Raw genomic sequence first — 20,382 nt, 5'->3', positions numbered from 1 at the left:
TAATGATCTGCCGAAAGCGCAACTCAAAAAGACCAGATGAACCATGGACAAGATTTATAAAAGAACACATGCGCAAAGGAATTGAAACAACTTTCAGTCAGATAAAAGGATTATTCCTAAGAAAAATTCATGCAGTGACTTTTAAAGGATTTTTGATAAAACTGGTGATGTTTATTCTAGCCTTTACACTCAATAAAATTACCGATTAAATAGCAACTTGAATTAATTAATATTAATGTGGCTACAACTTTGCAAACTCAGAAATGAATAAAGTTATTTGCTTTTACTGTCAGGACCAATGTTTTTTTATTGCTTGCGGGGCAAACAGCCGGCTTTAAATCAGATACGCCGGAACTATTTGATGAATCAGGAAACAGAATTATCCCCGTTGCGTTTTACAATCGATAGCCACAAAGTGTATTCTTTATGTTCCAGCAATCAGCCCGCAGATGAAAGCATTTTCTGGTAGAAGAAGTGCAAAAAAATGAGATGACATTATCAGGTTGCCTCACACTACTACAATGCATGGATGACAAGGCACTTCAAAACAACACAAAAAAATACAAAATTATATACTGACTTTTTTAACGGAATAAACAGATAAGAATTCTGTTAAGCATTTGATACAAGGTTCTCCTGTTTTGCAGGTACATCCGTCGGTTGATCTGAAGTACGCAAAAATTTATTAGGATGCATTTCAAATTTTCTTTTCGCGCCGGAAGTGGGCGGTGAGACACCACCCACGACGCATGCCCTTGTTGGTGGAGACACCATAACCTTCAACTTAAGCCCAAAGGGCTTGAATTTGAATAGCCGTGAGTTCCACTCACGGTAAAATGGTGGAGTTTTTGTTGAACCCCGCAGGGGTTCAATGTAAAAACCGATTCATTCGACCACCGGTTGCACCGATGGCTATTCAAATTGAACCCCATTCGGGGTCTTTTGTTGCTCATATTTTTTAAGTTGACGACTATGGGGGAGACACCAACCAGCGAAAATTTGGAATGCCCCCATTTATTAAGGGAAATTTTACTTTTTACTATTTTCATTAATTTTATCACTCAAAACTAACATTGCAATTGCTTGGCGAAAATAACCAGGACGATTCTTTACTAATTCAGCGATTGCGGCAAAATGATGCCGCAGCATATATTGAATTGTATAACAGGTATCATTCCAAAATGTACAGCTGGCTGATCCGCTTTGTAAAGCTTCCGGAAATGGCAGAAGATATTATCCAGGAAACTTTTCTAAAGATATGGGAAATACGCCATCGCCTCCAGCCGCAGCAATCTTTTCCTGCTTACCTCTATCGCATAAGCCGCAATAAGGCGTTTAAGCTGCTAAAGAAAATTTCCCGCGACGAAAACCTGCGTGGCAGGGTGCTTGTCCGTTCTGCCATTGAGCTCAACGACCCTGAAAAAGATTTTCAATGGCAGCAATACCAGCAGTTGCTGGATAATGCCGTAAGCCGGCTACCGGTGCAAAGGCAAAGAGTATACAGGCTATGCCGGCAGAACAATAAAACCTACGACGAAGTAGCAAATGAACTGGGCATTTCAAGAAATACAGTAAAGGAACATATGATGAAAGCCGTGCAGGATCTCAGGCAATATTTTTACCGCTATGATAAAGTCATTCTTATGACTTTCCTTATTACAATACTACATCTAACGATTCAGACTCAGCAGGCGGGATAGTTTTGCATTAATGGTTTCATTTTCCAAACAGATCGCCGAGCCGACCGCAAATACCCTGAGTATAGTGCCAGACAAACCGCTCATAGCAAAATTGCTATAATCATTATTTTTTCAGCCTACACCCACCCTCTTTTCTTTTCCGGGACTTTATTATATATAAACAGGTATTTATACCCCACTACGGATGCAAAAAGATAATACATATTACAAGGAATTAATGACCCGCTTCCTCAATAATGAATGTACAGACGAAGAGGTGGTGGAAATACTTGATTATATCGGCAAAAGCGATTCCAACCGACTTGTGCTTGAGCAAATGCAGGCTTTTTATAAAGCATCCCTGCAGGAAGATGATTTACCGGAAGCCGCCGGTTGGAGCGGCCGGGTAAGAATGGAGTTGCTGAAAAATATAAATACCAGAACCGCTATTCCTGTTTATAAGAAACAATTCTTCCGCGCAGCGGCTGTAGTGTTCCTGTTACTTTCAGCAGGTGCGTTTTTTTATTTCAGCAGCCGCAAAATAATACATAACGATATTGCTTCAGGAAGAAAAAGCGAGATTATCCTTCCCGGCAGCGATAAAGCCACGCTGACCCTGGCAGACGGTTCCGTAATTGATTTAAATGAAGCGGGTAACGGTGACATAGCATTTCAGGGAGACGTAAAAGTGATAAAAACAGATGGAAAAATAAACTATAATGTTGCCAATACAGGTAGCAATGTGATTGCATATAATACAATTACCACACCCCGTGGAGGCCAATACGCCATAGTATTGGCCGATGGCAGCAAAGTATGGCTGAATGCTACTTCTTCATTACGATTTCCGACATCTTTTAACGGCGCCTCCAGGGAGGTAGAGTTAACAGGTGAAGGATATTTTGAAATTGCACAAAGCAAACTACCGGATGGAAGAAAACAGCCTTTTTTTGTGTCGATCAATACCGCTTCCGGTCACGGAGGTATTGTTGAAGTTCTGGGCACACACTTTAATATAATGGCCTATGATGAAGAAGGAGCGATCAATACTACCCTGCTTGAAGGGGCTGTAAAATTAAATACAGGAGAAAAAACCGCGCTGCTGAAACCCGGCCAGCAGGCGCACGTAACAATGGGAGTCGATCAGGTAGAAGTATTAGTTGATGTAGATACCGACAGTGTAATAGCCTGGAAAAATGGTGAGTTCAGATTTGATAATACAGATCTGAAGTCTATCATGAGGCAGATAGAACGGTGGTACGATATAAACATCATATACGATAAAAATATTCCGGAAATAGGCCTCTCAGGAAAAATTAAGCGGAAAAACAATATAGAACAACTGCTTGAAATACTGGAAGCCACCCATAAAATTCAATTCAGGATAGAAGGGAAAAACGTATTTGTTGCGCCATACAAAAAACAATAAAATTTTTCATTTCATCCTTAACTAAAACAAAACTGTAATTGCATATGGAAAAAAAATAAACCCCCAAGGCAGCCGAAAATAAAACCGGAAATGCGGTCAACATTCCCGGCGATTGATGGGCTGTCTAAAAAATTCAAACTGTCTGACTTAAATTTTTTAACCCAAACATTCCAAATTTATGGATTCAAGACCGTTTTGCCAAGCTCCCCGGCGCTATGGTAAGCCTTTTACTCAAAAGTTGTTGATTATGAAACTGACTGCAGTTTTAATCCTCGCATTCACGTTTAATCTTAATGCAAAATCTTTTTCACAAAAAATAAGCATTGCTGAAAAAAACATTTCCCTGGAAAAAGTTTTCAGGCTGATTGAAAAGCAAACCGGCTACGCTTTTTTCTATGAAAAAAAGATACTGCAAAAAGCCAGCCCCGTTTCGCTTAACATACAAAATATGGAGCTTACCGAAGCATTGAATATCTGTTTTAAGGAACAGCCTTTTGTATATGAAATAAAATATAATACCGTTATCGTCAGGGAAAAGGAAATGCAGCCTGTTCCTTCTGTACGAGGCGAGGTTGTGCTGCCTCCTCCCCCTGTCACCATACAGGGAAATGTAAAAGATGAATCGGGTAACCCCCTGGCAGGAGCTTCCGTGAAGTTAAAGGGTACAGAACGAGGCACTACAACAGATGCCAATGGTAATTTTACACTTCAACTACCCGATGCAGCCGGAACATTAACGATTTCCTTTGTGGGGCATGAAACTGTTGAGATAGCGGTTTCAAAAGAAACTTTTTTGAGGATAGTTTTAAAACCGGCGGCTACCAGCACCCAGGAAATAGTGGTTACTGCCCTGGGCATCAAAAGAGATAAAAAAGCACTGAGCTTTGCCACAGGCGAGCTGCGGGGATCAGATTTTGCCAATTCAAAAGAAACCAACCTGGGTTCGGCACTTTCTGCAAAGGTTGCCGGCGTACAGGTAACATCTTCCGCGGCAGGCATGTCCGGCGCTTCCCGTGTAATTATACGCGGCAATTCTTCGCTTTCGGGTAACTCCCAACCTCTGTACGTTATTGATGGTGTGCCTATTGATAACTCCAACAGAAGAAGCCTGGGCTCACAGACCTTCGCTACCGGCGTAGATGGCGGAGATGGCATATCCAATATTAACCCCAATGACATTGAGTCTGTAACAGTGTTGAAGGGACCTAATGGCGCTGCGCTTTACGGTCAGTTAGGCGCTAACGGGGTAGTAATTATCACTACCAAATCGGGTTCCCGAAACCGTAAGCCCACTATCAGTTACGACGGCAGCTTTTCAACAGGTAATGCATTGGTGCAGCCCGACTATCAAAATGTATATGGGCAAGGCTTTAACGGTAATTTTACATTTTATAGAAAATCTGATGGATCGGTAGTAGTTTACGATCCGGCTTTAACAGGTGGTATACCAAAATTGAGCGGTGGACGAAATCCAACCAGCCGTGGGAGCTGGGGTCCAAAAATGGATGGACAGCTTGTAGAAGACATGTGGGGGGATACCACGAATTACTCTCCCATAGAAAACCCGTATACCGCATTCTTCCATCCTGAAAAAATGCTGATGAATACGCTTAGCGTTGATGGCGGTGGAGAAAAGACAACATATTACGCTTCTATTACCAATCTGAACAATGATGGCTTTCAGCCTACCAATACGCTTAAAAGAAATTCAGCAACAATAAAAATCTCAACGGATATCGCCAAAGGGCTGAACCTGGATGTAAAAGCCAACTATATCAGGCAGAATGTAGTGAATAGACCGCACCTTGGGGATGATGGGCAAAACCCGGTTTATCGTTTTCTGTATATCCCCAGGAGCCTTAGCATGGAGGGGCTCAGTAGATATGAATATACCGCTAAAGACATACAGAATTCGCGTGATATCGGGGGCGCCGCATTTTTTGTAGGTGGAGAAAAAATATTTGAAAGCAATTCTGTTACCTCCAATCCCTTCTGGACAATTAACAACAGCCATAATGAAGACCAGAGAGACCGCCTGATCGCTTATGCCAAATTGAGCTACCAGCTGGCAAAGGGCATTTCTATACAGGGACGCTATGGAACTGATTTTTACTACGAACGGCAGTATGGTTGGGATGCAGTTGGCACAAGGATACAGCAAACAGGAAGAGTTTTTGAAAACAACGTTTATAACAAGGTAGAAAACGCTGATGTGCTGATAACCGCGGCGCGGGACATAGGAGAGTTCTCCTATTTTGTTAATATTGGCGCCAACCATCAACAGAACCGGTATCGTCTTACCGGCAACACAGGTACCCAGTTAAGTATTCCTAAGTTGTATGCCATTGGGAAAACGCTGCTGAACACGCCATCCCTTGAAGTTTCCGAATATGATATTAATTCCGTTTACGGAGCGGCAAACATTGGATATAAGAATACCTGGTTTATTGATGTAACTGCCCGTAACGACTGGTCATCTACCCTGCCTGTTAAGAACAACTCTTTTTTCTATCCTTCTGTAGGCGCAAGTGTAATTCTTACAGATGCATTGAATATAAACAGCTCTTTTCTTGACTATGCCAAGATCCGCGGCTCATGGGCGCAGGCGGGGCGGTCAGGAGATCCATATAATACAGTAGGTTATTTCGGGTTGAATGCCAATACATTTCAAAATCAACCTCTTGCAGGCTATACGGAAGTAATTACCGACCCTAACCTGAAGAATGAGTTGAAAACATCCTACGAAATTGGTACAGAATTAAGGTTCCTGAAGAACAGGCTGCTAATAGACTTTACCTATTATCATTCCGTTACAAGCAACCAGATACTCCCTATCACTATTGCGCAGTCTACGGGATACAGTACCAAGCTGACCAATTCCGGACGTATACAGAATAAAGGGATCGAAATGCTGATTTCCGGCACACCGGTTAAATTGAAAAATGGTTTCAGGTGGGAATCCAGCTTCAATTTTGCAGCTAACCGCAACAAAGTACTGGAACTTATTGAAGGCGTTTCGGAGTTCCTTGTCGGGTCAGACAGGAATATCCGTATAACAGCGGTACCGGGAAAACCCTTCGGTGTACTAAATGCAGCAGACTATGCCTATGCACGTGATGATAAAGGCAACAGGCTGATTGACGACAATGGCCTTCCTGTTGTGAAATCTGTATCTACGCTCGAATTGGGCAATGCAAATCCCAAATGGACAGGCGGTTTTGCCAACAGTTTTTTTTATAAAGGATTTTCGCTTAGCACCCTCATTGATATGCGCAGGGGCGGTCTTATCTTTTCGCAGGGACGCGTGCAGGAAGCGGCTTATGGCACTTCAAAGCGAACACTTGAAGGAAGAGAGGGGGGGCTGCTTGTGGAAGGTGTTAAAGCAAAGTTGGAGAATGGCGTTTGGGTAGCTACGGGCGAAAAGAATTCCCAAACAACAACAGCCCAGGCATTCTGGAATCGTGTGGCGCCGGACAAAGGCTTTGCTGTGGCAGAAGAATTTATTTATGATGCCAGCTATACTGCCATCCGTGAAATACGTTTGGCTTACCAGTTACCTGCCAAATGGTTAACCGGCACAAAAGTGCTTTCAGGAGCATCGGTAGCAGTTTACGGCAGAAATATTGGCTACCTGGAACGCCATACCGATGGATTCTCGCCGGAAAACGCTTCAGTAAATGTGAATACAGGAACGCTCGGAATGGAAGGACATTCTCTTCCGTTGATGAGAACCTTTGGTATTGATGTTAACGTAAGATTTTAGAAAAAACAAAAAATACTCGGATGAAAATATATAGTATCCTGCGCGAAAGCGCTGCAATTTTGGGTGTTGTCACCCTATTGTCCGCCTGTACAAAAAATTTTGAAGCATTAAATATTTCTCCAACCCAGCCTGCTTCAGTTCCACCCGAATACATTCTTTCAAATGTGCAGTTGAACGGCTTCCTGGCTGAAGGCGCCAATTGGTGGCAGGTAGGGTCGTGGGTGGAACAATGGGCAAGCGGAAGTCTTTCAGCGCCATCTCAATACCTGGAAGACCGGGACATATATGAAACCAGGAACTGGGCGGCTCATTATGGGTATATACACAATCTTGCCCAGATAAGGAACCGCCTGCTGAAAGGCCAGGAAGAAAGTCAGTCCGGTAAAACCAAACTGGCAATTGCCAAAATCAACGAACTGTATATCTGGCAAAGAATGACCGATTTCTGGGGTGATATCCCTTATTCTGAAACCGGGTTACCTGAATCGGAAATTATACTAACGCCAAAATACAATACCCAGGAAGAGATTTATAAATCCATGATTGTTGAGCTGGATCAGGCAATGAGCCGGTTAAGCGCCTCAGACCTGTCTTATGGCAATGCGGACCTTGTATACAAGGGAAACGTGAACGCCTGGAGAAAATTCGGCAACATGTTAAAGCTCAGGATAGGCTTCAGGTTGCGCTATGCAGATGCTGCATTATCTCGTAAAACAGTGGAAGAGGCACTTGCGGGTCCGATTTTTGAAAGTAATGCCGACAATGCAAATATGCCTACCAATCCGCAGGACGGATTTGCTATAGGCTATCACCCTGTAATAGGAGGTTATAACGGAAGTAAAGAATTAAACCAGCTTGCAGCGCCATTTATTGATATGTTGCTTGCTAAAAATGATCCAAGGCTTCCTAAAATTGCTGAACCTACAGAAAACTCAAAGAAAGACGGTAATCCTATATACCGTGGGCTTGGAGTAGCACTCGGGCAAAATGTGATTATTAACAGGGATGATTATTCATATGGCACCATTTCAATTTACAACGACAGGAAATCTACTTTTCCTTATTTATTTATGTCGTACTCCGACCTCTGCTTCTATAAGGCAGAGTCCGCATTGCTGGGTTGGGCCGGGCTTAGCCCGGGCGACGCAGAAGCCTTTTATCAGGCAGGTATCAGGGCTGCTATGAAAGTTCCCCCCTATAACATACCAGATGCACAAATCGACACCTATATCACTACTGAAGGCGCCCTGTCGGGAACCGCAGATGAGCAATTAGAGGAGATCATGGATCAGAAATGGATCAGCCTGTTCATGCGGCATTATGAGGCCTATGCCGAGTGGCGCCGTACAGGGTATCCAACGCTGATCCCAGGTCCAAACCAGGGAGTTACCAACGGTACAATACCCCGCAGGGGAGTTTACTCCGGTACAGAGCGCTTTCGCAATCCGGATGAGTACAATACAGCCGCAGCCAGGATGTCGAACGGCGACAGCTATTTAAGTAAAGTTTGGTGGGATAAAAAGTAAAAGCAAAGGCTGTAATGCCCAGCCGTAATAGGCTATATATTAATAAGTGAGCAAAAAATATATACTACAGAAGTTTCGCTGAATATTGAATTCAGCGAAATTTTTTTATTGAATAATATCATTTCCCTGCTATTATACTTAAAGAATGGTATCCGCTGAACAGCATGCACTTATTTGAATGCATTTACCCTGAGTGTTCCCTTAAATTACTTATATTCGGCACTCAGTTGAAATTGCTTATGAATAAAAAAGTGGCTTTATTCGGCGAATATTTGCTCAGGCTCACCCCCCCATCTCAGCAAAAAATTGTTCAGGCAGATCGTTTGGAAATGCATTGGGCAGGCTCTGAAGCCAATATCGCAGTGTCCTTATCTATTTTTGGCAATCCTTCTGTTTATATTACTGCAATGCCGGGTAATGAACTGGCGAGAGCAGGGCTATCTCAATTATATAAATATGGCGTTGAAACCGCGGCGCTAACATCAACACATAACCGAACCGGTATATATTATTACGAAAGCGGGCAGGGTGCAAGACCGGGCAGAATAATTTATGACCGTGAATATTCGGCCTTCAGCTTTTTAAAAAAAGGCGATATTCAATGGGAGAAAATATTTGAAACCGCTGACTGGTTTCACTGGAGCGGGATAACGCCTGCACTCAACCAAAACCTTGTAGAGGTTTGTGAAGAAGCATTATCAGCTGCAAAGCAAAGCGGACTTAAGGTTTCCGCCGACTTCAACTACAGGAATACCCTTTGGAAATATGGCAAAAAGCCGGCTGAAATAATGCCCGCCCTATTGCAATACTGTGATGTTTTACTGGCTGATATTGATACAGCGAAATTGTATTTTGGTATTGAGCCCGACGAAAACAATCTTGTTGAAAGCAGCTTTAAACTGATAAAAGAAAAACTGCCGCAGGTAAAACATATAGCCATGACCATGCGTGTGCAGGAAAGCGCCAGCGCAAACCAGTATATTGGTTATTTGTGGCATGATGGAAACATACATCAATCAAAACCATATCATATACAGCAGATAGCCGAGCGGATAGGTGCAGGCGATGCTTTTATGGCAGGTATTATTCATGGTTTAAAAAACAAATTACCACTGGACGAAACCATAGAATTCGCAACAGCCTGTGGTGTTATAAAACACAGCATTACCGGCGACTTTAATATTGCTACCTCTGATGAAGTAAACACCGTGATTAAACAGGGAGGAAGCGGGAAGATAATCAGGTAAGGTGGAAAGGAGAGGTTTATTGTTTTTGGTTTGTAGTTTACCGTTGTTGGAAACTCGAAAACCATAAACCTCAAACCATAAACCATAAACAACTATACAACATGACCCAACACGAAATAGCTGCTCTTGTAAAACAAACCGGCTTTATGCCTTTGTTTACACATACGGATGTAACGGTTTGCAAAAATGTATTGAAGGCTTCATACGATGCAGGCGTTAGATTATTTGAGTTTACCAACCGCAACGAAAATTCATTCGACATTTTTATTGAGCTGCGTAAATATTGCAGCCAATCCTTACCCGGAATGATACTCGGCATCGGCACTATCAAAAACGGGCAGCAGGCAGAGCAGTTCATCCATGCAGGCGCTGATTTTTTAATATCTCCTCTTATCAACCACGAAATTCACGAAGTATCTTCAAAGCATAAAAAATTATGGATGCCGGGTTGTGCCACGCCATCTGATATTGGCATGGCCGAGAATTGGGGAATAAATATTGTAAAAATCTTTCCGGCAAAACAATTGGGCGGACCGGCATTTATTAAAGCGGTAAAAGCTGTTTTTCCCAATATGCAGTTTATGACAACAGGTGGCGTTGAACCAACCCAGGATGACATAAGCAGCTGGTTTAAAAGCGGGGTAGCCGCCGTGGGTATTGGTTCACAACTTTTTCCTCCCGATTGGTTAGCTGATAATCAATATGAAAAAGTAACGGAACATGTTAAAAATATCATTGGTTATATTGATAATGCGAGAAAGTGAGGCGGGAAGAAATTGTGAGATGAGAAACGTCAAAATCTTACCTCTGGCATCTCGCGTTTCACGGAATTTTCTATCATCTTTTAAAACGGCTATATGAAAAAATTTCTGGACGAAGATTTTTTATTACAGACTTCAGTTGCTAAAAAACTCTATCATGATTATGCAGAAAAAATGCCGATCATAGATTATCATAATCACCTGCCGCCGGCAGAAATAGCTGCCAACAAAAAATTCAAAAACATTACCGAAATATGGCTGAAGGGCGATCATTATAAGTGGAGAGCCATGCGCACCAATGGCGTTGATGAAAACGACATTACCGGTAACGCTGACGATTACACGAAGTTTGCACGATGGGCGGCTACCGTTCCTTATACCATGCGCAACCCGCTGTATCACTGGACGCACCTTGAGCTGCAACGCACCTTTGGTATTAAAAAAATACTGAACGAAAAAAACGCCAAAGAAATTTACAAAACCTGCAACGACAAATTACAAAAACTGCCTGTTCACACTATAGTTAAAAAATTTAAAGCCGAAGTTTTATGTACAACGGATGATCCCGCAGATTCGCTGGAGCACCATATTGCCATAAAAAAATTAAAAGGCGCGCCAAAAGTATTTCCGGCCTTTCGTCCTGATAAAGCAATGGCGGTTGAAAATGCCGGCACTTATAACAACTATATACAACAATTAGAGCAGGCTGCTAAAATAAGCATCAATAGTTATGAAGACCTGCTTGAAGCATTAAAGCTCAGGCACGACTTCTTTCACGAAACCGGTTGCCGTATTTCTGATCACGGACTGGAAACCATGCATGCTGATGATTTTACCCTGAAAGACCTGGAAAGAAGTTTCAGCGCTGTAAGGAAAGGAAAGGTGTTGGATGAAAAACAGGTGAGCCAGTTTAAATCAGCCACCCTGCATTTTATCTGCCAGTGGAACGCACAACGGGGATGGGTACAGCAATTTCACGTAGGCGCTTTACGCAATAATAACAGCAGGCTGTTAAGTTTACTCGGCGCTGATGCCGGCGTAGATTCCATCGGCGATTGGCAGGTTGCCCAGCCAATGTCGAAATTCTTTAATCGCCTTGATAAGGAAAACCAGTTAGCTAAAACCATCATCTATAATAACAATCCATCCTACAACGCCATATATGCAACCATGGCTGGAAATTTCCAGGATGGGAAAACGCCGGGTAAAATTCAGTTCGGTTCGGGCTGGTGGTTTCTTGATCAAAAGAATGGCATGGAAGAGCAGATGAATATATTAAGCAATATGGGACTGCTGAGCAGGTTTGTAGGCATGACCACTGATTCAAGAAGCTTTCTTTCATTTCCACGCCACGAATATTTCAGGAGAATACTTTGTAACCTGATAGGAAACGATGTAGAAAACGGGGAACTTCCCCGCGACATTACCTGGCTTGGTAAAATGGTGCAGGACATTTGTTATAATAATTCTAAGGAATATTTCAATTTAGGAGAACATTAAACATGAAACGACAGATGTAAAACGTGAAAATCCCAGGTCTGTCATTTCACATATCACGGAAATCAAACACAAACGATCGTAAAACCATATCATGTCAACAAAACTTCCAGACCTTCAGCAATCCATCTCAAATTCAGTCGACTCTAAAGGAGTGGGCAACTATCGCTGGTATATATGCGCCCTTCTCTTTTTTGCAACAACGGTTAATTATCTCGACAGGCAGGTATTGAGCCTGCTGAAGCCCGAGCTGGAAGAAGAGTTTGGCTGGAGTAATACAGACTATGCCAATATAGCGGCTGCATTTCAATTCACCTATGCCATCGGGTTGCTGTTTGCCGGCCGTATTATTGATAAGCTAGGCACCCAAAGAGGATATGCATGGGCAATCATTATATGGTCAGTTGGCGCTCTTATTCATGCAGAAGCCATTCCGATAGGCAAAGGTATTGCTTCAACACTTGGATGGATTGGTATTGCAGCCATACCGGTATCTGTACTGGGCTTTATATTTGCGAGGGCAGTTTTAGCCATTGGCGAGGCAGGTAACTTTCCTGCGGCTATGAAAGCCACGGCTGAATATTTTCCTAAAAAAGAAAGATCCTTATCGGTTGGAATATTTAATTCCGGCACTACTATAGGAGCTATACTTGCTCCGCTTACCGTGCCATGGATGGCAAAGGTATGGGGTTGGCAGTCAGCGTTTATTATAATAGGATTGATTGGTTTTATCTGGCTGATCTTCTGGTATATTTATTATGACAGGCCTGAAAAACAGAAAAGATTAAGCGCCTCTGAATATGCGTACATTAACAGCGATGAAGATGAAAAACTTATTGCTGAGGAGGCCGGACAGGAGAAAAAAGTACCCTGGGTGAAATTACTGCAATACAAGCAGACCTGGGCTTTTGCCGTGGGTAAATTTATGACGGATGGCGTATGGTGGTTTTTCCTGTTTTGGTTACCGGCATACCTTAAAGATCAATACCATATGGAACCAACGGATATGGCCATCCCGCTGGCTGTTCTGTATAGCATGACAATGGTAGGAAGTGTTGGTGGCGGCTGGTTCCCGGCTTATTTCATTAAGAAGGGTTATACAGCCTATGACGGGCGAATGAAAGCTATGCTTATTATTGCGTTTATACCCCTGGTTGTGCTGGCGGCACAACCATTAGGGCATATCAGTTTTTGGGCGCCGGTTTTATTAATCGGCATTGGAGCTTCCGCCCACCAGGCATGGAGCGCCAATATTTTTACAACGGTATCTGATATGTTTCCTAAAAAGGCAATAGGTTCTGTGGTGGGACTTGGGGGCATGGCCGGTGGCATTGGCGGTGTAATTGTTACCAAGATTGGCGGTTCATTGTTTGATCATTATAAAGAACTCGGGCATATTGAAACAGGATATACCATTATGTTTACATTCTGCGCTATTGCTTATTTAATTGCATGGGCTATTATGAAGAGTTTGGTGCCGAAGTATAAGTTGATTACGGATTTGTAGGGGGTGAAGGTAGTGGGAGAAGATGAAGGGATGAGGTTTCTGCATTGACGCGATATAACGTAAAGGCGCAATTTATAGGGGAAATATAATCGCTATACAACTATTATATAGATACACGCAATTTATTTATGCCATTATATAGAATTGGACAACAGCTGGAGTACGTTATGAACCAGCATTCTTATAAAAAAACGTACATACAATCATACTACTGTATAGCTATACCTGCAATACAATCGATTTGATTATATTTAAATCAACAATTTTAGCTTCGATCAGTAATCAGCTTGTGTAAAGCACCAATCTTTTAGTATAAAATAATCGCCATGGAAACAAAAATCACTTATGCGCATTTTGCTCCTGAGTTGCATATTCCTAATGGAACAATCAATATAGATTTTTATATACGCTTAGGAGCAACAGAACATTTTTGCTTTCGTAATGATGATGGTAGTATTCATGTGACAGAGTTAGAAATAGGCGGCGCCGTTTTTCATATACACGAAATCATGCCCCGGCTTAATGCGCTTGAACCCATAAGTGCTAAAGGAGTAACTGCAGTAATAGGACTATTCGTACCTGATGTGGATGCCGTAATGCAAAAAGCTATCCAGGCAGGCGCAACAGAAATCAGTCCGGCGCAGGATTATGATTATGGTTACAGGCAAGGCATGTTTAAAGATCCCTTTGGTCATTACTGGCAGGTGCAGAAAAAAATTTAGAAAAGTGAGAATGTTGCCGAATACAATCAGAGCGATGATACGATAAGAATTGTAAAAATACTTACACCCCAATACTCTTTAACTCCTTACCTACAAATTCCCACTCTTCATTTCTCCAACCGCATAATTGGCAGCCCTTGCTGTTAAGGTCATATACAAAATAGACGGGCTTTGATTACCCGTACTTGTCATACAGGCGCCGTCTGTTACAAATACATTCTTGCAGGCATGTAATTGATTCCATTTGTTCAGTAAAGAAGTTTTAGGATCATGCCCCATTCTGCAGCCTCCCATTTCATGAATGTCTAAGCCTGGCGCCTGTTTAGAGTCATGTTGCTGAATATTTTTTACGCCTGCCTTTTCCAGCATTGCGGTGCTTTCCGTCAAAAAATCTTTTATCATCTTCTCATCATTATCATCATACCCAACAGCAGTAACCAGCAGGGGAATGCCCCACTGGTCTTTTTGATCAGCGCTCAGCCTTACATGATTTGTTTCTTTGGGAATGGTTTCTCCCTGCATATACATATACACGTGCCACCCTCCGGGCTCGGTTAAAGCTTTTTTAAAATCAGCGCCAATCGTTTCGGCAGTGCTATTTTCGTCTATACGTGTACGGTATGCTCCCATAAACGTAGTAAACCCGCCTACATAGTCCGTATCTATCTTGTGAAGATTACGGTAGTTGGCCAATATAGGCTCCGTAGGATTTCGACCGTAGTAATATTTATCCTCAAAGCCATCAAGGTCGCCTCCTACCGAAGCGCGGTAATTGTGAAAGCAGATATATTTTCCCAGCAGTCCATTGTCATTACCCAGTCCAGTCGGGAACCTGCCGGATGTTGAATTCAATAAAATAAGATTGCTGTTTAACGCGGATGCATTTACAAAAATAATCCTGGCGAAATATTCTGTAACATGGTGTGTATGCGCATCTATTACACGAACACCTGTTGCTTTCTTTTTCTGCTCATCATATATAATGGAATGTACTACGGAATCAGGTTGAATGGTAAGATGTCCTGTTTTTTCAGCCCAGGGTAAAGTACAGGAAACAGAACTGAAATACCCGCCAAACGGACAACCCCTCATGCATAAGTTTCTTGCCTGGCATTTACCCCTGCCCTGCTGCAGGTGTACCTCTTTTGGTTGCGTTAACTGCGCCCAGCGGGCATGCACTAAAAAACGATCTTTATAATGCTGCTGAATGTTTTGCTGAATATGCCGTTCAACACAATTCAATTCAAAGGGCGGGAGAAACTCACCGTCAGGCATCGCTTCAATATCATCTTTATTACCACAAACACCTATAAATTTTTCTACGTGGCTGTACCAGTCTTTCACATCATTATACCGTATGGGCCAATCCAGCCCGTAATTATACCTTGCCGGGGCAGAAAACTCAAAGTCACTCCAGCGCTGGCAGGCTCTGCCCCATGTCAACGATTTTCCTCCTACCTGGTAGCCGCGTATCCAGTCGAAAGGCTTTTCCTGAATGTAGGGATGATCCTTATCCTTTATAAAAAAATGTTTGGTATCATCACCAAAGCCCGCAGCTTTACTGATGAGTGGATTTTCTTTAAGGTATGCTTCGGCTACGCGTCCCCGGTAGGTGAAATCCCAGGGGTTTTTTGTAGCGGTAGGATAATCTTTAATATGCTTAACGTCTCTGCCGCGCTCCAGCACCAATGTTTTTAAGCCATGCTCGCATAGTTCCTTAGCAGCCCAACCACCGCTGATGCCGGAGCCGATTACGATAGCGTCAAATGTATTTTTTTCAGTTCCTTTTGCATTGATACTAATGCGTGAAGTGTCACCTGGCATAACAATCTATTTTGGAAGTGGAATATATCCGCAAGTATACTAAGATAAAAGAGGTAAATGGATGTATTAACAAAACGCTTTGATTGCGATCAGCAAAACAGTCAATCATTAACCAGGTTCCAAAAGCTCAAACCCATAAAATTACTGTTGAATATTCCATAGCTGATGCCTGCACAGGGATTACATGCTGGAAGTTTTCTTCATAATCGCGGCTCTTTCGTATTCTCTGAGAGAAACAAAAAATACAGGCTGATTTCTATTTCTACTCAAACCGTATTTCCTGTAATACCTGCTGCTCGGTACGCGCCTTCATAAAGATGGTAGTTCTGTAGACCCCGTTCTTAGTCTGGAGATTTCCTATGCAAAATTCAGAGCCATTGTGTGAGCCTTTGTGCAAAACCTTAAAACTTTTTACGCCATTTCCTTCAAAAAAATCTTTCAGCACCATTTCTGCCTGGCTACGGCTGTAAGAATTTGTTTTTTGCTGAAGCGTAATATCAACCCTGCCGTCAAAGTATTTGGCTAATTTACCGGCATTCCCTGTATTCATTGCCCAGGCTACATCATTAATAGAATAGTAATATGCGCCCAGGCAAAAGCTGGCGATACAGAAAAGCAAGCCTATGGAGAATATCTTTTTCATGACTTATAGCCTGCACTGTTTAGTCTAAAAATGTGCCAGACTGTTTTATGCATCAGCACTGTTAATAAAAAGGCATAACCATAACATTATAATATTAAAAGATACTCAATAACATATCTGAAAAACGGTAATTTTGCGCCATGAAAAAAGTAATTCTTGTTATTATGGATGGCTGGGGACTGGGCAAAGTATCTTCCAGCGACGCTATTCAACACGCTAAAACTCCCTTTGTAAGTTCATTATACAGCAAATACCCCCATACTACTTTAATAACCTGCGGAGAAGATGTGGGCCTGCCCGAAGGCCAGATGGGCAACAGTGAAGTGGGGCACCTTAATCTCGGTGCAGGGCGCATAGTATACCAGGAACTGCAGCGTATTAATGTTGCCATCCGTACAGGGGAGCTGGCGCAAAACAAGGTATTACTTGATGCTATTGCATACGCAAAACAAAATAACAAAGCGCTGCATTTGCTCGGACTGGTTAGTGACGGAGGCGTTCACTCGCACATCAATCATATAAAAGCACTTACAACCATTTGTAAAGAAGAGGAACTCACCAATGTTTTTATACATGCATTTACGGATGGCAGGGATACCGATCCCAAAGGTGGTTTAAGCTATATCAAATACCTGCAGGATCATCTTAATAAAACTACCGGACAGATTGCCAGTATAACGGGCAGGTATTATGCAATGGATCGCGATAAAAGATGGGAAAGAGTGAAGCTGGCATATGATGCGCTTGTAAATGGCATTGGAGAAAAAAGCACCGACCTTATCAAATCCATTAAAGCATCTTATGCGGCAGATGTAACGGATGAATTTATCAAACCCATTATTAACGCTACCATTGAGAATGGTAACGGTAATATTAAACCCGGCGATACGGTAATATGTTTTAATTTCCGTACAGATCGCTGCCGTGAAATAACAGAAGTACTTACGCAAAAGGATATGCCGGAGTTCGGCATGCATACCTTACCGTTGCATTTTACCACAATGACGGAATATGACAAGACTTTCAAAAACGTACATGTTATTTTTGAGAACGACAATCTAACCAAAACCCTGGGAGAAGTAATTGAGTCAAATGGTTTGCGCCAGATAAGAATAGCCGAAACAGAAAAATATCCGCATGTGACTTTCTTTTTCAGTGGCGGAAGAGAGACGCCTTTTGAAGGTGAATCAAGAATTATGGCAGCTTCACCCAAGGTTGCCACCTATGACCTTAAGCCCGAAATGAGCGCATTTGAACTCACGGAAAAACTGTTGCCGGAAATAGAAAGCAAATCAGCAGATTTTGTCTGCCTGAATTTTGCCAATGCAGATATGGTAGGGCATACCGGGGTTTGGGATGCCGTGGTAAAGGCGGTTGAAACCGTGGATACCTGCGTTGAAAAAGTTGTTACTGCCGGTTTGAAAAACGGTTATACTATATTCCTCACTGCCGACCACGGCAATGCTGACTATATTGTAAATGAAGACGGCACTCCGAATACTGCGCATACTTTAAACCCTGTTCCGTTTTTTGTGATTGATAATCAATGGAATGGAAAACTAAAGCCCGGTAAACTGGGTGATATTGCACCTACCATTTTAAAAACCATGGGTATAACCATTCCTGAAGAAATGACCGGAAATATTCTTACGGAGTAAAAAACCGCCTCCCCCGGCGGTATTAAAAATCAATATTTTTCTCCATCGGGCAGCATTCTGTATCATAAAATTGTCTAACTTACGTGAAATCAATCCAGATTTCATGACTGAAGAAGCAATGCTTAAAGGCTGTATTAAAAACAATACGGCCGCGCAACAGGAACTGTATTACACATACAGCCCGCGCATGCTTTCTGTTTGTTACCGCTATGCGAAAAACAGGGAGGATGCTGAAGACATGTTGCAGGAAGGCTTCATAAAGGTATTTACGCAAATAAAGCAGTTTCAGAACCGTGGGGCGCTGGAAGGCTGGATCAGGAAAATAATGGTGCATACCTGCATCAACAACCTGAAAAAGAATAAAAAATTTGCGGAAAGTGTAGATCTGATTCACGCTGCCGGTATATACATCAGGGAAGAAAGTATTCCTTCGATAGTACAGGCAAAACAGGTGGTAGAATGTATAAGGCTGCTGCCAATTGGTTACCGTACCGTTTTAAACTTATACGCTATTGAAGGTTATTCGCACAAAGAAATTGCTGATATGCTGGATATAGAAGAAAGCACAAGCCGTTCGCAATATACCAGGGCAAAATCTATGCTTGAAGATATATTACTCAGGAAAAATATTTTGCCGGAACATTTGAGAAAGGTTGAATTGCTGGCTGTGAATCCATAACCAAAACACGATTGTATAACTAACTGCTGTACCTGCCGGGCAGGTATTCGAAAATATCAGGAACTGACTATGAAGAGAAATATTCAAATAGATGAATTTGAGAAGTTTCTACGAGAGAAATCTGATCAGTATAAGCTTTATCCTTCCGATAAAATATGGAATAATATAAACAGATCTGTTCATTCCGGTAGAAAATGGCCTTATATTATCCTTACCTTATTCGCATTTTTAGGCAGCGCTGTTTTTGTAGACTATAAAACTTTCAACTACGTCATCCCCGGTAAGCAAACCCAATCTTCACACATCAGCAGCAATTCCGGATTAAACAACACAACACTCAGCAATAACGTCATTGTAGCACAAAATACAAACCAGGATAATTTTTCAACACTTAAAAATACCAGGGAAGCATCCACGGGTAATATTAAAAATAACAGGTCTTTTTCAGTTGAAAAACAAACCACTATAACCGCCGCTCAAAACGAACAATCCGATATTGCAGGCGATGATAGCTACGCAGATTATTCAGACATTCAGAACAATGCCAATAAAGTTAAAAACACACCTGTAAAGGGTCTGCTTATCGTAAAAAATAATAAGGAGGAGCAGGAGGAAAGCAGGGTGAAAAAGGTTTTATGGGCAGGAGAAGCATTCAAAAAATCCAGGCTTACCTGGCAAATATCTTTTTCTCCAACCATCAGTTACAGACGGTTAACCAGTGGGCTGAGCGAAATAACTGATGTTTTCAGGGGAGTGCCTTACAGCAATGTTGAACAAAATACACCTGTAAATAAACTGGTGAATCATAAGCCGGCAATTGGTGCTGAAGTGGGCGCAGGCGTAACATATAAGCTGGCAAACAATTTCGTACTCAGGGGAGGGCTGCAGTTAAATTATTCAAGATACCAGGTAAGTGTATTTGACTCAAAACCTGAAGCAACAACACTTGCCTTACAGGGCAGCAATGGCCTTACAGATTCGGTTACCCTTATTACTCCTTATCAGAATTATGCCGGTGCAGGCGCTTCATGGCTGAACAATGAGTACCTGCAAATATCTATGCCAATAGGTTTTGAATGGACTGTGCTGGGAAGCAATTCACCGCTGAAATGGAATATAGGTGCAAGCGCACAACCTGTATATAATTTCGCCAACAATGTTTACCTGCTTTCTACCGACTTTAAACATTATGTGCAGGATCCTTCTCTTATCAAAAAATGGAATATCAATGCAGGCGTGGAAACTTTTGTTTCTTATGACATGGGGTCTTTCAAATGGCAGGTTGGTCCGCAGTTCCGTTACCAGCTCACCTCAAGCTATAAAAAGCAATACCCTATCAAGGAATACATGGTTGACTTCGGCTTTAAAATTGGTGTAACAAAAACAATACGTTAAAAAATTTATAGAACATTTAAGCGTTTGATTGTATAAACATTCTGCGAAAATT

Annotated in this window: 14 protein-coding genes and 1 pseudogene; 13 read left to right on the top strand and 2 right to left on the bottom strand. The window is 42.1% G+C overall.

Annotation, left to right across the window (positions count from 1 at the left end):
* The 10 genes and pseudogenes from DC498_RS26420 to DC498_RS14545 all read left to right on the top strand — a co-directional run.
* Positions 1-209 (top strand): annotated as a pseudogene (locus DC498_RS26420) (IS982 family transposase); the annotation flags it as partial.
* 864 nt (positions 210-1,073) lie between these two features.
* Positions 1,074-1,700, top strand: coding sequence for an RNA polymerase sigma factor (locus tag DC498_RS14585; RefSeq protein WP_133176861.1), 627 nt, complete (start codon positions 1,074-1,076; stop codon positions 1,698-1,700).
* 184 nt (positions 1,701-1,884) lie between these two features.
* Entirely contained in the window at positions 1,885-3,108 is a 1,224-nt protein-coding gene (locus tag DC498_RS14580; protein WP_116874905.1) for a FecR family protein, read from the top strand.
* Positions 3,109-3,355: 247 nt separating this feature from the next.
* Positions 3,356-6,871, top strand: a complete 3,516-nt coding sequence (locus DC498_RS14575) for a SusC/RagA family TonB-linked outer membrane protein (protein WP_165813851.1) — start codon at positions 3,356-3,358, stop codon at positions 6,869-6,871.
* A gap of 20 nt (positions 6,872-6,891) precedes the next feature.
* The gene (locus DC498_RS14570; RefSeq protein WP_116874903.1) at positions 6,892-8,397 is read left to right on the top strand and encodes a SusD/RagB family nutrient-binding outer membrane lipoprotein; all 1,506 of its coding nucleotides are present in this window, start codon (positions 6,892-6,894) and stop codon (positions 8,395-8,397) included.
* A gap of 239 nt (positions 8,398-8,636) precedes the next feature.
* On the top strand, positions 8,637-9,644 hold the full coding sequence (locus tag DC498_RS14565) for a sugar kinase (RefSeq protein WP_165813850.1): 1,008 nt from the start codon (positions 8,637-8,639) through the stop codon (positions 9,642-9,644).
* Between the two features lie 101 nt (positions 9,645-9,745).
* Positions 9,746-10,408 carry a bifunctional 4-hydroxy-2-oxoglutarate aldolase/2-dehydro-3-deoxy-phosphogluconate aldolase gene (locus tag DC498_RS14560; RefSeq protein WP_116874901.1) on the top strand — a complete coding sequence of 221 codons (663 nt, stop codon included), beginning with the start codon at positions 9,746-9,748 and terminating at the stop codon, positions 10,406-10,408.
* A gap of 93 nt (positions 10,409-10,501) precedes the next feature.
* Positions 10,502-11,905, top strand: coding sequence for a glucuronate isomerase (uxaC, locus tag DC498_RS14555; RefSeq protein WP_116874900.1), 1,404 nt, complete (start codon positions 10,502-10,504; stop codon positions 11,903-11,905).
* Positions 11,906-11,996: 91 nt separating this feature from the next.
* The gene (locus DC498_RS14550; protein WP_116874899.1) at positions 11,997-13,409 is read left to right on the top strand and encodes an MFS transporter; all 1,413 of its coding nucleotides are present in this window, start codon (positions 11,997-11,999) and stop codon (positions 13,407-13,409) included.
* A gap of 326 nt (positions 13,410-13,735) precedes the next feature.
* Positions 13,736-14,131 (top strand): VOC family protein, encoded by a 396-nt coding sequence (locus DC498_RS14545; protein ID WP_116874898.1) that lies wholly within the window; start codon positions 13,736-13,738, stop codon positions 14,129-14,131.
* 90 nt (positions 14,132-14,221) lie between these two features.
* Here DC498_RS14545 and DC498_RS14540 read toward each other — a convergent pair whose 3' ends face one another.
* On the bottom strand, positions 14,222-15,955 hold the full coding sequence (locus DC498_RS14540; RefSeq protein ID WP_116874897.1) for a GMC oxidoreductase: 1,734 nt from the start codon (positions 15,953-15,955) through the stop codon (positions 14,222-14,224).
* Positions 15,956-16,217: 262 nt separating this feature from the next.
* Positions 16,218-16,598, bottom strand: a complete 381-nt coding sequence (locus DC498_RS14535) for a DUF4783 domain-containing protein (RefSeq protein ID WP_116874896.1) — start codon at positions 16,596-16,598, stop codon at positions 16,218-16,220.
* A 140-nt stretch (positions 16,599-16,738) separates the two neighbouring features.
* Here DC498_RS14535 and gpmI point away from each other — a divergent pair, with 140 nt between their 5' ends.
* The 3 genes from gpmI (at position 16,739) to DC498_RS14520 (ending at position 20,330) form a co-directional block, all read left to right on the top strand.
* Entirely contained in the window at positions 16,739-18,256 is a 1,518-nt protein-coding gene (gene gpmI / locus DC498_RS14530; protein ID WP_116874895.1) for a 2,3-bisphosphoglycerate-independent phosphoglycerate mutase, read from the top strand.
* 103 nt (positions 18,257-18,359) lie between these two features.
* Positions 18,360-18,935 carry an RNA polymerase sigma factor gene (locus tag DC498_RS14525; protein ID WP_116874894.1) on the top strand — a complete coding sequence of 192 codons (576 nt, stop codon included), beginning with the start codon at positions 18,360-18,362 and terminating at the stop codon, positions 18,933-18,935.
* Between the two features lie 69 nt (positions 18,936-19,004).
* Entirely contained in the window at positions 19,005-20,330 is a 1,326-nt protein-coding gene (locus DC498_RS14520; RefSeq protein WP_116874893.1) for a hypothetical protein, read from the top strand.
* Positions 20,331-20,382: the final 52 nt, after the last annotated feature.

It is taken from the genome of Terrimonas sp., from assembly GCF_003075435.1.
GTDB lineage: Bacteria > Bacteroidota > Bacteroidia > Chitinophagales > Chitinophagaceae > Agriterribacter.
This window is presented reverse-complemented; position numbering and strand designations above follow the sequence as displayed.